At 58.1% G+C, this 13,624-nt stretch carries 11 protein-coding genes and 1 pseudogene; 9 read left to right on the top strand and 3 right to left on the bottom strand.

Annotated elements, in window-relative coordinates:
• Nucleotides 1–36: 36 nt before the first annotated feature.
• From istA to ACSZOQ_RS06675, 5 genes and pseudogenes are all read left to right on the top strand, one after another.
• A pseudogene (istA, locus tag ACSZOQ_RS06695) lies at nt 37–1,528 on the top strand (IS21 family transposase); the annotation flags it as partial.
• A gap of 8 nt (nt 1,529–1,536) precedes the next feature.
• The gene (gene istB, locus ACSZOQ_RS06690) at nt 1,537–2,400 is read left to right on the top strand and encodes an IS21-like element helper ATPase IstB (protein WP_439922720.1); all 864 of its coding nucleotides are present in this window, start codon (nt 1,537–1,539) and stop codon (nt 2,398–2,400) included.
• A complete protein-coding gene (locus ACSZOQ_RS06685; RefSeq protein ID WP_439925209.1) occupies nt 2,397–2,552 on the top strand; it encodes a helix-turn-helix domain-containing protein in 156 nt (51 codons plus the stop codon). Before istB ends, ACSZOQ_RS06685 begins: the two co-directional genes overlap by 4 nt.
• Nucleotides 2,553–3,144: 592 nt before the next feature.
• Complete coding sequence (locus tag ACSZOQ_RS06680) at nt 3,145–4,797, top strand: tetratricopeptide repeat protein (protein WP_439925208.1); 1,653 nt, start codon at nt 3,145–3,147, stop codon at nt 4,795–4,797.
• Between the two features lie 306 nt (nt 4,798–5,103).
• Complete coding sequence (locus tag ACSZOQ_RS06675; RefSeq protein ID WP_439925207.1) at nt 5,104–5,448, top strand: hypothetical protein; 345 nt, start codon at nt 5,104–5,106, stop codon at nt 5,446–5,448.
• Between the two features lie 807 nt (nt 5,449–6,255).
• On the opposite strand, the gene ACSZOQ_RS06670 is transcribed toward ACSZOQ_RS06675, so the two are convergent.
• The gene (locus ACSZOQ_RS06670; RefSeq protein WP_439925206.1) at nt 6,256–6,504 is read right to left on the bottom strand and encodes a hypothetical protein; all 249 of its coding nucleotides are present in this window, start codon (nt 6,502–6,504) and stop codon (nt 6,256–6,258) included.
• A gap of 1,678 nt (nt 6,505–8,182) precedes the next feature.
• On the opposite strand from ACSZOQ_RS06670, the gene ACSZOQ_RS06665 reads away from it, so the two are divergent.
• Nucleotides 8,183–8,710, top strand: a complete 528-nt coding sequence (locus ACSZOQ_RS06665; RefSeq protein WP_439925205.1) for a hypothetical protein — start codon at nt 8,183–8,185, stop codon at nt 8,708–8,710.
• A gap of 247 nt (nt 8,711–8,957) precedes the next feature.
• Here the strand turns inward: ACSZOQ_RS06665 and ACSZOQ_RS06660 are convergent, their stop codons facing one another.
• The gene (locus ACSZOQ_RS06660) at nt 8,958–9,629 is read right to left on the bottom strand and encodes a phosphatase PAP2 family protein (protein WP_439925204.1); all 672 of its coding nucleotides are present in this window, start codon (nt 9,627–9,629) and stop codon (nt 8,958–8,960) included.
• A gap of 486 nt (nt 9,630–10,115) precedes the next feature.
• The gene (locus ACSZOQ_RS06655; protein ID WP_439925203.1) at nt 10,116–10,478 is read right to left on the bottom strand and encodes a hypothetical protein; all 363 of its coding nucleotides are present in this window, start codon (nt 10,476–10,478) and stop codon (nt 10,116–10,118) included.
• Between the two features lie 889 nt (nt 10,479–11,367).
• On the opposite strand from ACSZOQ_RS06655, the gene ACSZOQ_RS06650 reads away from it, so the two are divergent.
• The 3 genes from ACSZOQ_RS06650 to ACSZOQ_RS06640 all read left to right on the top strand — a co-directional run bounded on the left by ACSZOQ_RS06650 (nt 11,368) and on the right by ACSZOQ_RS06640 (nt 13,620).
• The gene (locus ACSZOQ_RS06650) at nt 11,368–11,670 is read left to right on the top strand and encodes a hypothetical protein (protein WP_439925202.1); all 303 of its coding nucleotides are present in this window, start codon (nt 11,368–11,370) and stop codon (nt 11,668–11,670) included.
• A gap of 234 nt (nt 11,671–11,904) precedes the next feature.
• Nucleotides 11,905–12,936 carry a PrsW family glutamic-type intramembrane protease gene (locus tag ACSZOQ_RS06645; RefSeq protein WP_439925201.1) on the top strand — a complete coding sequence of 344 codons (1,032 nt, stop codon included), beginning with the start codon at nt 11,905–11,907 and terminating at the stop codon, nt 12,934–12,936.
• A 105-nt stretch (nt 12,937–13,041) separates the two neighbouring features.
• Nucleotides 13,042–13,620 carry an HdeD family acid-resistance protein gene (locus ACSZOQ_RS06640; protein ID WP_439925200.1) on the top strand — a complete coding sequence of 193 codons (579 nt, stop codon included), beginning with the start codon at nt 13,042–13,044 and terminating at the stop codon, nt 13,618–13,620.
• Nucleotides 13,621–13,624: the final 4 nt, after the last annotated feature.

The following is a 13,624-nucleotide window of genomic DNA, read 5'->3' as shown; positions in this document are numbered from 1 at the left end:
GCGCTGCCTGCTTTGGAACGAAGCAGGTGGTTGGGGATGCTGATCGTGGAGACGATTGCGCGGATACGCCGCGAGCACTTCATCAAGGGCAAGACGATCAAGGAGATCGCACGCGACCTGAAGGTGTCGCGGAACACGGTCCGCAAGGTGTTGCGGTCTGGGGAGACCTCATTCGAGTACGAACGTGCGGTGCAGCCGCGGCCGAAGCTGGGGCGATGGGCCGCTGATCTCGACGGATTGCTGGCGTCGAACGCGGCGAAGTCCGCTCGCGAACAGCTGACGCTGATCCGGGTCTTCGAAGAGCTTCGCGGGCGCGGCTATGACGGCGGCTACGATGCTGTGCGACGTTACGCCAGACGGTGGAGCCAGGAGCGCGGACAATCGACGGCGGCGGCCTATGTCCCGCTGAGCTTTGCACCGGGAGAAGCCTACCAGTTCGACTGGAGCCATGAGGTTGTCCTGCTGCATGGCGTGACGGTGATCGTGAAGGTCGCTCATGTCCGGCTCTGTCACAGCCGGATGCTGTTCGCTCGCGCCTATCCACGCGAGACGCAGGAGATGGTGGTTCGACGCCCACGACCGGGCCTTCGCTCTGTTCAAGGGCACCTGCGGCCGCGGCATCTACGACAATATGAAGACCGCGGTGGAGACGATCTTCGTCGGCAAAGGGCGTCTCTACAATCGCCGCTTCATGCAGATGTGCAGCCATTACCTGGTCGATCCGGTCGCCTGCACGCCGGCCTCGGGCTGGGAGAAGGGCCAGGTTGAGAACCAGGTTGGGCTGGTCCGGGAGCGCTTCTTCACGCCGCGGCTGCGGTTCAAAACCCTCGACGAGTTGAACGCCTGGCTGCTGGATAAGTGCATCGCCTACGCCAAGGTGCACCGTCATCCGGAACTGACCGAACAGACGATCTGGGAAGTGTTCGAAGCCGAGCGGCCGAAGCTCGTTCCCTATGCCGGCCGGTTCGATGGATTCCATGCCGTGCCGGCATCCGTCTCGAAGACCTGCCTGGTGCGCTTCGACAACAACAAATACTCGGTTACGGCCAACGCCGTCGGGCGGCCCGTCGAAGTGCAAGCTTATGCCGACCGCATCGTGATCCGCCAGGACGGACGCATCGTCGCCGAGCATCCGCGTTCCTTCGGCCGCGGCGAGACGACCTACGATCCCTGGCATTATGTGCCGGTGCTGGCTCGCAAACCCGGCGCGTTGCGCAACGGCGCCCCGTTCAAGGACTGGGTGCTGCCGGCCGCGATCGAGCGTGTGCGGCGCAAGCTCGCCGGTGCCGACGATGGCAATCGGCAGATGGTCGACATCCTCAACGCGGTGCTGACCGACGGACTGCCGGCAGTCGAGGCCGCCTGTGCCGAGGCGATCGCCCACAGTGTCCATTCCGCCGATGTCGTTCTCAACATCCTCGCCCGCCAGCGTGAGCCGGCGCCACCAGCCAACATCCTCACCCCGGCGGCGCTGACCTTGCGCCATGCGCCGATCGCTGACTGTGCCCGTTACGACAACCTCAGGAGACCGGTCTGATGGAACGCACTCAACTCTTCGACCTCATGAGCGAACTCAAGCTCTATGGCATGAAGGCCGCCTTCGACGAGATCATGGCGACCGCCGTCAAGCGCCAGCACGAACCGCAACGCATTGTCGGCGACCTGCTCAATGCCGAGATCAACGAGAAGCAGGCGCGTTCGATCAAATACCAGCTCACTATCGCCAAGCTGCCGCTCGCCAAGGATCTCGATGGCTTCCAGTTCGAGGGCACCCCTATCAACCAGACGCTGGTCAATGATCTCGCCGGCGGTGGCTTCATCGCCCAGCAACGCAATGCCGTTCTGGTCGGCGGTACAGGCACCGGCAAGACCCATCTGGCTATCGCCATCGCCCGAAGCTGCATTCGATCCGGTGCCCGCGGGCGCTTCTACAACGTCGTCGACCTCGTCAATCGTCTCGAGATCGAGACCCGCAACGGACGGCAGGGTCGTATCGCCGAGCATCTGACCCGAATGGACTTCATCGTCCTCGACGAACTCGGCTACCTGCCATTTGCCCAATCCGGCGGACAACTTCTGTTCCATCTCGTCAGCCGGCTCTACGAGCGCACTTCCATCGTCGTCACCACCAATCTCGCCTTCGGCGAATGGCCCAGCGTGTTCGGCGACGCCAAGATGACCACCGCGCTGCTCGATCGTCTGACCCACCACTGCGACATCGTCGAAACCGGCAACGACAGCTGGCGCTTCAAAAGCCGCGACGATGATCAAACAACCCGCGCTCGGTCCGTCTCCGCAATCCCGGCCAGCTCCGACGGACCGAGCGCTACCGCTAAATCTCGTCGATCAAAGGGGGCAAATTTGGACGCCGATACGGGGTCAAACTTCGGCGCCGATTGACAATTAGCGTCTCCACCATCGCGCGTGAGACGGACCTGAGCAGGCAGACCGTGCTTCGCATCAAGGAAGACTCTGCGGCAGCCGAGCAAGTTCTCGCTTCATGGCAGGCGCGTGAGGAGGAGAAGCGGCATCGGCGTGCGGCGGCTGCATAGCGCCCTCTCAGCGTTTTCCCTCAACGGCACTCCGGCCGAGTCTCGCTCAGGGCGGGCTTCGCGGACGGGGCACGGGGGAAAGTCCTTTGGCAGTCACCACGCCATAGCCTTCGCGTAAGTGACCCCTCAAATTGGTGTGCCGCTTCCATGTGCAACGCGCCTTGGCAAAAACGTCAAACCAAGGTTGAATGCTTCCTTTGTCATGGAGCACCTACCATGAGCAGCTTTTATAAGTTGATTACGACGGCGGCGGCGTGCGGCACAATCATGTTGGCCTCAACCAATCCAATACTTGCATTCGACTGCGGTCGGTATGTGAGCGGATGCTTGAAGAATAGCGCCAACAAACCCGACGCGAAGGCAAAGTGCTCAGCGGCTGGTGAAGCTTGCGCAAGATCAGGCACTTTCGTCGGCCCGTATACTGGTCGAACCTTTCAGGTTACAAAATGTAAAGGTGGTCCAAATCGCGCGTGTTACTAAGACGCGAGGCCTTTTTTTGCGGACACCATTTACTGAACAATGAACTGCCGATTGTCCTTGCCCGCAAGATCAACTTATTATTGATTAATAGCGGGCTGTAGGACGTTTTTCTATGAGTGATACTAGCGCACCGAGTTTTCGGACCAAGGTTGCGGATTGGCTGTCCGGCTTTAACGAACCTGTCCGTTTTTTGCTAATAGCGGCCACATGCGTCATTGTCGGGGCGCTGTTGTTTTGGCTGTTTAACCAAGTTTTCTATTTCTACGTAACGAAGAGCTACGTAGACGAAATTGCTGACGCTTACGACCTCAATCGTGGATTTACGGGCGCTCTGCTCTGGGCGACGTTTCCAGCTGTGGTGGTCTTAGCGGGTCTCTCGTTCTCCTTCTCAAAGCGTCGACGATGGACGGGATATGGAGGTCTTCTCGTTCTGATCATCGGGCATTCGTTGTTGATAGGAGCGGCGAGCAAAAACTTTACCCGGGGTGGCGATGCGGTCAGATGTTACGTTCTGACAAGGAATAACGTTAAAGTTCTTAATCGCGTTCGAATCGATCCGGAGACCGGGCTGGAGTGTCGACCCCTCACGCCCGTGATGCAGGAGAAGATCGCTCTCTACCAAAAGGGAGACCGACCAACTCGCCTCACAGCCAGTAATCCGACGTTTTTCAGCGCGATTAGCGGTGAACCGGTCGTTTGGTACTGGAAGGACGCATCCGGGACAATCGAGCTTTTCGATTTGATGGGCTACCATCCTCAGACGGGCGAGGAATTGAAACCCGTGACGCGCCAGATTGTTTCGGAATGGCAATCTCAAGCCGCCAAGGTCGTGAAGCGGGCACCAACAAAGATCGATCCAAACGCTTACGCATTTTACGACGCGGTAAGCGGAAAGCCGCAGGTTTGGTACTGGCGAAGCGATGCGGATGAGTACGAATTTTACGATGGTCCCGGCTTTCAGCCTCGCACGGGAGAGCCATTGCAAGCCATCACGCGAGAGGCGATCGCTAATTGGAGGCGTTCTGTGGCTGCGGCAGCTGCCAACAAAAAGGCAGAGCAAGAGAGGGCCGAGCAAGAGCAAAGGGCAGAACAGGCTAGGAAAGACCAAGAAGCGAAAGCGCAAGCGGAGCTGGAGCAGCAGGCGCGTCAAGCCGCCGCTGAGGCCGAAAGGGAGCGGCTGCAGGCGGCCAACGATTGCGATCGATTGGCTGCAAATCCTACGGACAGAAGGCGCACCTCTGAAGGCGTTTCGTTCGATATGTTGAAGGGACAGGCGGACTCGGCTTATGACGCTTGCACTCGTGCCGTTCAGATGTTCCCGGATGAGCTTCGTTATCAATACGAACTCGGAAGAGCCGCTCAATTCAAGGATCGAAAGCAAGCATTCGATATTTTCACGAAACTTGTCGCGGCACGTTATCCCGCTGCGTTCGATAATCTTGGCGGCATTTATCTCTATGACCGCAAAGACGTTGGAAACGCGATCCGTTTGTTCACGACGGGCGCGTCTCTTGAGGATGCGGACTCAATGGTGAGCCTTGCAGACCTCGTCGACCGCGGTCTGTATGGCCAACAGGACCCCTATCGGACAAAATGGACGCTGCTAAATAAGGCAGCGCAGCTTAACCATCAGGGTGCCCAGCGAGCTGTTACTGAAGAGAAGTCTCGAATGGACAACACAGCAGCACAGCAAGAGCAGCAAAGAGAGGCTGCGCAAAATGCAGCGGCAGTGTTTGGCACAATTCTTGGCGGTATGCGGCGCTAGGTGTTTGGCGACGATTTTGGCCGTATCAGAAATAGCGCGGAAACTTCGCCATCGCCTCAGATCGCGCCCTGAGTGTCGCCTTCATGTATTTCCTGCCTTGATGTTTCGGGGCATGGTTTGTGATGACATCCAAGACATGCTCCGAGATTCCACTTGCTCTGATGCTGATGTGGCGGGCTGATCACCCTCCTTCCACCTTTCCCGGAGGGGTTGGCCTCGCGGAGGGGCACGGGGGAAGTTGCTCTCGCAGCCGTCACGCCATACCCTTCGCGTTTGTGACCCGTGAAAAACATTGGAGAGAAGAGAATGAAGTGGATGGCAGTCGCCGCATTTGTGTGTCTCATGGCCACTCCGCTATCGGCCAAGACACTTTCTCCGCAGGATTTATCAGGGCACATTGGCGAGACGGTCATCACCAAAGGCACAGTTGATGAGGTCCATACGTCTACCAAGGGCAACACGTTCTTGAACTTCGGCGGGTCTTACCCTCAGCAGGCATTCACAGCCTTCATCCCCGTGAAGAATGCTGCAATGTTCCCAGATGTGCACGCGCTTCAAGGCAAGACTGTTGAGGTGTCCGGTCCGGTCAAGCTCTACAAGGGAAAGCCAGAGATTATTTTGGAATCGCCTTCGCAGCTAAAGACCGAATGACGGATGGGCTGGCGTTCGCAAGAGAACTATGAACGGACCAACGAACGGGACTTCAAGCGCAGGCCATGGCGTGACCGAAAGGTGATGCAACGCGGTGGATGGACTATTGCGTTGCTCATCGTGTTCGCCTGCATGGTGGCATTCGGTATCAGGCAATGAAACGCCACTCGACTATGTATCCTTCCAGTGCTACACAGCGAACTAATCTGGCGGCAAAAACCTTAGCTATTTCAATTACATTGGATGCGGCACGACGTTTCCGCTAGGGAGCGCCACTCACTGGTGCGGACCTTGATTTCCCTACGTTTTTCCTTCGAATTGTCCCGCCTCTCCGCGCGGTGAGACAAATTCTGTGCCAGCTTGACCATTGCCCGCGTCCACCATCAGGTGCGCGAGCTATGAAGGCGCAAGGCGTCGGACCGGCAGCCATCGCGAAGGCTCTCAAGATCGGCCGCGCGTCAGTGTACCGGGCGCTTGAAGATGGTGTCAGCCCGACTTAGCGGCGTTTCGGCCGGTCTCGCATGACCCAGCCTAGCAAGGCTCGCGCTCCGATGAACAGCATAACGCCAACAAATGCGAGTGTGAACAGGATCGAAATCATGAGGCATGGTCCGTATCAGAGAAGATTGTAGATCACCCTACCTCAACCGTTACCACAAGGCGGGGCCTCGCGGACGGGGCACGAGGGAAACTACCTTCGCAGCCGCCACGCCCTACCCTTCGCGTCTGTGACCCTTAAATTTCACAAGCTCGAATCACGCGCCCTCCCGGCGTATTTCAGACAGGCCCTGCCAGTCGGGTTTTCTTTTAGCGACGCAGAATTTTCGACACGTGCTGCGGGCTCATATCGAGCATCCGTGCGATATCCGACTGACGGATACCTCGCTCGTAGAGAATTCGAACCGTTCGCGACTTGATGGCTTCCGGTCGCCGCGTGAGCGATCGGCTGGGGCGATAGATGCTCAACACGTTGTAAACGGTGTTCACTCCGCGATGGATTTGCTCGGCAATTTCGGCGACGGAGACACCGGAGTCGGAGAGCGCGAGAATGCGCATGTTACGTTTAGATTTGATGTGATTAAGCATAGATCGCGTTCATGCTGCTACCGCGCGGGTTTTCAAGACGTAGTAGCGCCTCTTAGCGCCGCGCTCTAATCGTTTCCCTCACGGATCGATCCTGGGCCGTCTCGCTCAAGCCGGGGCTTCGTGAACGGACGGCACGGGAGAAACTGCTCTCGCAGTCGTCACGTCCTACCCTTCGCGTTTGTGCCCCTTGAATGGCCTGTGACAATCAGGCTGGCCGTTCGGCGTGCTCCTCTGCACGGTGAAGGTCTCGCAATCCTCTCGCTAACTGGCGAAGGTCGTTCCTCGCTGCGCCAACCGGAAGCGCACGGGCCCGTCGAAGCGCATCGGCCGCATGCAGCATTATCGGGACCTTTTTCGGCGACTGCCGGGATGATAGCCACCGGTCCACATTCATAGCGGTTTCTGCCCCGAAGGCCTGCTGCAAAAGAAGATTGCGAGCCGTGCCATCAGGGATTTTTGAAGCTTCCTCTCTAAGGCGGCGAGCGTCCTCGGCCAGTCGATCTTGAAGGCTTTTCCCGTAAATGGAATGATGCTGCGGCATGGCGATGCTCCCTGATTAAGTAGGGGGCGGGAGCGCAAACAGCGTTCTCGTCACCGATAAAAGCCAAGAGCCACTCGGTGATTTGAAGGGTGTGCGCCTTATCTCGGAAAACAGCGAGTCATTTTTATTCGCGACTACGGCCTCCACATACAACCTCATCTGGCTCAACGGAGGACCGCACCGGGCGATCAGTGGTTGGATTTCCGAGGTTGAAATTGAAGCGACAGCTCTCATAACAGTGAGCCACACGGATTGGAAAACATAAGAATCCCGTGGAACGGCTCCCGATCTCACTTCATGCCAACATACTGACACCGCTCAACCTTCTTGGCCCGCTAGGGAGCGCCACTCACTGGTGCGGACCTTGATTTCCCTACGTTTTTTCTGACATATCGCTCGACCTCCTCAGGGGCCCTATGCCGGTGAGGACATGATCTCTGCACCACACCACCTTGAGTAGTGGGGTGCGGTTCAACCTGATGCAGATGCACCGGTCCGGGAGCTTCAGAGTCTACTAGTATCCCAATTCCGAAGCTCGCCTGTGCGGCAACCTTTGATGCGAACTTCGGAATCAAAGGGACACTAGAACCTTATGATTCTCGTGTCGCGGTTTAGACGTTCGCTTGAAGGACTCGCTGAGGCAATGAAGCGAACGTCTGAACCACCTCACTAGGTCATTTTGAGCATGATTTGAGGCCATCACGACAAGGTCACCGCTTTCATATGCGGGCTGCTTGCATGGATGACATGCAAAGCGTTTTCCGTTCTTCGCTGCGGCCACATCTCTAGGAAAAACCGTTGAGGTGTCTCCGGTCCGATCATTCCCAAGGAACAACCTGAGTGAAGGCCGAGTAGCAGAGCTAGTTACACGGCGCGGAGGGCGGAAGGCGTCAACCCCTATAGTCATAGTCGGTTGCGAGCGCGGAACATATGCCTACTCAGCCCCTTCTCACCCGCCCTTCGACATAAATCTCGCAAGATCGCGCACACGCCGAGGGTAGGTGAAGCGCGCTGGCCCCCTGTACAAATAGTCGCAGAGAGGTCATAGTTAAAGCTTCGCCCGAAGGGTGACTAAGTCAACAAGACAACACAAAGGGAGGCAACGTGATGAACGAACACGACCACTCTAATCGGTTGATCTGGGGCATCATTGTTATCGGAGTGGTGTTCTTCGGTAGCGTGGGCTTGGTATGGAGCACCGGCGGCCCACTTCCGTCGAAAGCGCTTGCAGAAGTACCGAAGGCGAAAGTTATTCCCCCGGCAGAGGCGGTCGCCGGGCTTGAAAAGCGCGTGGTGCATCTCGAAGACAGGATGAAGGCTCCGCCAGCGCCAGCGTCCGATACCTCTCAGCTCGAAGCACGGCTCAAGGATCTGCAATCCCAGGTCGCGGCTGTACAAACGCAGCTGGGCACTTTCAAGGCGTCGGATCTCGATGCTCTCAAAAAGAAGGTGGACAACACCACCGGGAAGGCAAACCCTGAGTCCGTCAACGTCAAGACAACGATAGACGCTCTTCAGACGGACGTAGGAAACCTGCACAAAAGCGTCGATCAGCTTTCGCAGCAGGTTGCTTCTGTCACAGGGTCGGATTCCAAACACAACTCGCAGAAGTCGCAGCACTCAAAATCGAAATAGAGAGATGACCTCGGAGCGGCGACCTTGAACTTGAGGTCGCTGCGTCGTGGCATCCGGAAAATCAAGCTGCGCAACGTCCAAAAGGCGTTTGCACCCCCCCTCATCCTCCAGTCGTGGACACCGGAGGGTGAGCGTGTGCTAAATTCGAGGCGCGGTTGTTAAGCAACCAGCGCGGGGATGTCCGCTTAATCGTCCTAGCTCGCGAGGGAGCTCCGGCTAACCCGCAGCCATTGAAAAGCTGAAAGCTCTAGGCGTGCAGCAATCGCGCGAGCACTTTTCCGAGATCTTGCAAGCTCGGGAACAAGTCGAACGCTTCTGCCAAAAAAACAAATAAGAGTGCGTGAACAATATACATCCGGCCTTCGAAGCACGCGAGTACGTATTCAAACAGACCCCTTGGGAATCGAAATCTGGTAAAAACAAAAACGGCTGCCGTCCCGAGAACAAGCGCACCGATGATGTCGCTTGGATAATGGAGCCCAACAACGACCCTGGGAATCGCGACAATCGCTGCAACCCACGCGAAGCAGAAGAGCCCGACCGATCGCTTTTCTACGAAAACCACAGCAGCAAGGCTGAAAAACAAGGTCGCCGTGTCGCTCGGAAACGAATTCGTCCGGTCCCATGGTGTCCGCGGAATGACAGTGTCCAGAGGAATAGCCAAGTCCAAGATTGGGCGTATGTGGACTGCGGCGTGAAACTGTGACCAGACCGAAAGCATTGTCGCCAAACAGGCCGCCAACAATCCGGCCAGCATTCGACCGCGACGCTCCAGCTGCTCACTGGAGAACCACAGGGCGACAATAGAAAAGAACACGGGGAATCCCCTGAAGAGCGAATTGCTCGCGAGATCCCAGAGGTTCTGATTTCCTCCGCCAAATGAGTTGAGCGCATGCAGGATTTCTTTATCGAGACCCATGATTGTCGCCGCTAGTGAATTCATCGCATCAACCAGAAATGAAGTTCAGAACAAACGCAAATATCCGCGGCCCTGCTATTACGTGCAAACCGCTGCTGGTCAATAAACAATCATGGGCTGGTAGTCCGATTCCAACATTCGCATCCCGTTTCAGCAAGCCTTCCTGGAGATGTTAGAATCAAAGGACCACTAGCAGCGATTCACTGGCCACCCAAATCAACCGAAGTCCCAGCGCAACGATTATCGCGGTCTCGATGATATAGAATCGATCGGGCCTGCTGCGCGCGAAACAATTCCGCGCGAGCGATGGGAATTCGATTCAGAATTGAGGTCGGCGATTGCAATTTGCTCTGGCGCTTTTCACACTCGTTACGTTCGCGCTTGAAGCAAGCGCGTGAACGTGTCGCCGAATATGATGCGACGTTCGCCCAGGGCCCGGAACTGATTCCTGCGTGATGGCGGCGGCGCGAAGGTGTCGTCCGGCGTCTATTGGCGCAGCACGTCCGCCATAGTGGATGGGGGCTGAAGTGTCGGACTTGAAGCGGCCGAGGGTTCGTTCCGTTTCTTCTGGATTTCCCGCAGAATTATCAAGGCCGGCAGAAGAAAAGCGAGGAGAAGTCCCAAGACCACGATCCCGTAGAAGATCGCCATCAGCGCCGACCAGGCCCCCAGTATCAAGTGCATCAGCGTCTTCAGGATGAGCAACACTTCCCCGTACACCATCGTCGGGTATCCCAAGGAGTACATCGCCATTCCTGCCAGTATTGACAGGACCGCCGCCGGTAACAAAACTATCAGCAGCTTGAGGCTTAATACGGAAAGTATCTGCTCCTTGATGTCCGCCAACATTGCCTGCGTCTCCAGTTACTCTACTGCCCGGAATCGTATCGTTGAGAGACACGCCACACAAGGGGTTCGCGCCTAGGTGCTTAGTCGAACCGCCGCGTCAGCCTCGCTGGCCACTGTGCCGGCAGACACCCGGATGCGCCTGGCCGCGCGGGTGAGCGCAGCGGCTGCGACCGGCATCAAGCACGATGCCCTCAAGCGCATTCTTGAGCCATCCCCCAGCTGCCGTCATAGGCTCGGACAAGGTAGACAAGATGCGTCATTATTGTCGTGACATTGCTGTCGTGGCCGCTGGCCTTGCCGGCGCACGAGGCTCGCCATGCGCAGCCGTAGACCCGCGCACGACGGTGAGCCCCTTCCCACGATTTAAACAGAAGATAACTGGCCAGCCGGAAGTTGCAGAAGGATCAAGCATCCCCTAGTAAGGAATCTAATCCTTCTCTCAAAATGCCGCGCTCTCCACCGAAGTGAACAGCGCGGCAGTCCTGGGGAACAAGTCCGGACTGGAATCCGGGCTGTTTTACCGGCTTTCGCCGGTTACGGACGGCCTGTAAGGCCGAATCCCATATCGTAATATCTATTTATATATAGCGTAAAATCTGGGGATCGCATAGCGAGATCTTGCGCGATTCATGACATTTCGGGCAACCGCTAACAGCTGGAGCCGAATGGCGTTGAGCCGGATGTCGGAAACGAACGCCCACGACCGCGTATTGCCTCACGGTGCCTCGCGAAAGTCATTAACCTTCGATTAACCAGAATCCGGCGACGCTTTCTTCAGCCTGAATTCACCTCCTCCAATTGCTCTCCGCAGTCCATGAAGGCGTAACATTCCGGCTCTCTCGTTCTTAATCGCGGCTCAAATGCAGCCGCCACAGGAGTGAGGATTTCGATGGCGGACAGCGACAGCACCATCGCCTGGCACCGCGCCCAATTAAAAAAACATCGCGAGCTTCTTCGCGACTTGGAGGTTCGTCGTTTTCGTTTCGGCGAGACGGCGGAGCCACAAGCGCGCACCGAGAAGCAGCGAACGGTAGCCGACTTGCGACGCAAGATCGTCGCCTCCGAGCGTGTCATCGGTGCCTTTGAGAAGCGCACCCGGCGTCCGCTGACGACGGACTATCGCAGCCTCGCCAGCGTTCACTGGGGCAACTGGAACAGCGCACCCTGCAATGGGGAGCCCGCGCGGGGCTGATCAGCGGGCAGCAAGTCCTGCTGATTTTTTGAAATGGCACGCCATACGGCGTAGAATTGGTTTGGCGCCGAACCGCGCTGTGGACGGCCCCCCGCCCACTTTTTACCGCACTACTCTGGCCCGTGCCGGCTGGTCGCGCGCGTTTTTTTGAATCGGGAGCGTCAGCATCCACAGCGACGACATTTGTTGCGGAATTACGTATAAGTCTTTGAGACCTGCTCCTTTTCGGCCGACATGAATCTACTCGAAACCCTTCCAACCGTCATCGGCGCCGCGGCTATCGCGCCTGCACTGCTATTGCTTTGGCTGGTAATAGCGGCGGATGAGCGGCCGGGACCGCCCGCCATGGTCTGGGCGGCGTTCGTGCTCGGCGCCGCCAGCGTATCGCTGCTGGGATTTGCCCGCGTGCCGTTCGCATTGATGCTGAGCGTGACGGAGCCGCCGTGGTTTGCGCTGATTCTGCATTCGTTTTTCGGCATCGCCGCGCCCGAGGAACTGGTGAAGATCGCCGCCATTGCCGCGGTCGCCACGATGCGCCGCAAGCCCGCCGATCCCATGGATGCCGTGGTGTACGGCGCCGCCGCCGGGCTCGGCTTCGCGGCCTATGAAAACCTCGCCTACCTGATGCAACATGCCGACATCTGGCGTTCGCTTGCGGTGCTGCGCAGTGTGCTCACCGTTCCTTTCCATGGCGCGCTGGGCATTATAGCCGGTGCCTATATCGCAATCGCGCGTTCGGGTACCGCGCTCGGCGCGCACCGCCACGCCCGCGACTGGGCGCGCATCCGTAACCGTGTAGCAATCCTCGCAATGCCCATCGCGCTCCATGCGAGTTTCGATGCGCCGCTACTGGCGCTACAACAAAATCCCGACATGGGCGGATCCGGCGCTTTCATGCTGGAAGCGGCCGCCATGCTGGTCGGTTTCGGCGCCATCCTGTTCGCAGGCTACCTCGTTCGCCGTGTCGGCGCGCACCACGCCCCTCGCAGCGAGACCTCGCGGGAGCGCCTCCGTAACCTGCGCGGTATGTGGGCGTTGCTGCTCGGCGGCGGCGGCGCGAGCTTTCTCGGCGCGGCCTTCATCCTGTCATCGATCCATCGCTGGATGACCAATGCAGACAAACACATAGCCCCCTATCTCGTCCCGGTCGGAATTGTGGTGATCCTGATCGGAATCGGGCTTTTGGTCGTGACGTCTGCCGCCTACGTGCTTGGGCGCAACCGCCTGCAAATGGCAGAGCCGAGTCCCGCTTCCGACCCGGGTTGAGACCGGGCCTCGCTGCTTCCAAACACTTGCATTTGTCTTGCCACTTTTGACGCCCTTGTGCGTAGATTACGGCCTGAAGGATGCGCGTTTCATGGAGCCCAGCCGATGACAACCCCTTCTCAAGATTTCGAACGCCTTCAGCTGAAAGTGAGCACCGCAGTTCGCGAGCATTGGAAGGCCTTCCTTTTTGAAGGCATCCTGCTGGTGATCCTCGGGCTGGCGGCGATCGTCGTGCCGCCGCTCGCGAGCCTTGCCATCACGATCTTCCTCGGCTGGCTCTTTCTCGTCGGCGGCATCGTCGGACTCGCCGCCACCTTCTGGGCGCGGCAAATGCCGGGCTTCTGGTGGTCGCTGCTCTCGGCCGTGCTGTCGCTGGTCGCCGCCTTCGTGCTGTTAGCGCAGCCCTCCCAGGGGGTTCTGACGCTAACAATCGTAGTCGGCGCCTACCTCCTGGCCGAGGGCGCCGTCACCATCATGTATGCCCTGGAACATCGCCGCGAACTGTCGCAGCGGTGGGGCTGGATGCTGACCGCGGGATTGATGGACATCATCATCGCCGGCATCATCATCGCCGGACTGCCGGGATCAGCGGCCTGGGCCATTGGGCTGCTGCTCGGCCTCAACTTGATTTTTGGCGGCGCCACGCTGATCAGCATGGCGCTCGCGGCCCACAGCACAGAGTAGAGCC

It is taken from the genome of Nitrobacter sp. JJSN, from assembly GCF_051912485.1.
Taxonomy (GTDB): domain Bacteria; phylum Pseudomonadota; class Alphaproteobacteria; order Rhizobiales; family Xanthobacteraceae; genus Nitrobacter.
The sequence above is the reverse complement of the archived record's forward strand: the minus strand, read 5'-3'. Positions and strand labels throughout refer to the sequence as shown.

What these genes read in the sequence shown, in the direction of transcription:
- istB (WP_439922720.1), top strand. Translation starts at nt 1,537, where the DNA reads ATGGAACGCACTCAACTCTTCGACCTCATGAGCGAACTCAAGCTCTAT.
- ACSZOQ_RS06680 (WP_439925208.1), top strand. Translation starts at nt 3,145, where the DNA reads ATGAGTGATACTAGCGCACCGAGTTTTCGGACCAAGGTTGCGGATTGG.
- ACSZOQ_RS06675 (WP_439925207.1), top strand. Translation starts at nt 5,104, where the DNA reads ATGAAGTGGATGGCAGTCGCCGCATTTGTGTGTCTCATGGCCACTCCG.
- ACSZOQ_RS06670 (WP_439925206.1), bottom strand. Translation starts at nt 6,504, where the DNA reads ATGCGCATTCTCGCGCTCTCCGACTCCGGTGTCTCCGTCGCCGAAATT.
- ACSZOQ_RS06665 (WP_439925205.1), top strand. Translation starts at nt 8,183, where the DNA reads ATGAACGAACACGACCACTCTAATCGGTTGATCTGGGGCATCATTGTT.
- ACSZOQ_RS06660 (WP_439925204.1), bottom strand. Translation starts at nt 9,629, where the DNA reads ATGGGTCTCGATAAAGAAATCCTGCATGCGCTCAACTCATTTGGCGGA.
- ACSZOQ_RS06655 (WP_439925203.1), bottom strand. Translation starts at nt 10,478, where the DNA reads ATGTTGGCGGACATCAAGGAGCAGATACTTTCCGTATTAAGCCTCAAG.
- ACSZOQ_RS06650 (WP_439925202.1), top strand. Translation starts at nt 11,368, where the DNA reads ATGGCGGACAGCGACAGCACCATCGCCTGGCACCGCGCCCAATTAAAA.
- ACSZOQ_RS06645 (WP_439925201.1), top strand. Translation starts at nt 11,905, where the DNA reads ATGAATCTACTCGAAACCCTTCCAACCGTCATCGGCGCCGCGGCTATC.
- ACSZOQ_RS06640 (WP_439925200.1), top strand. Translation starts at nt 13,042, where the DNA reads ATGACAACCCCTTCTCAAGATTTCGAACGCCTTCAGCTGAAAGTGAGC.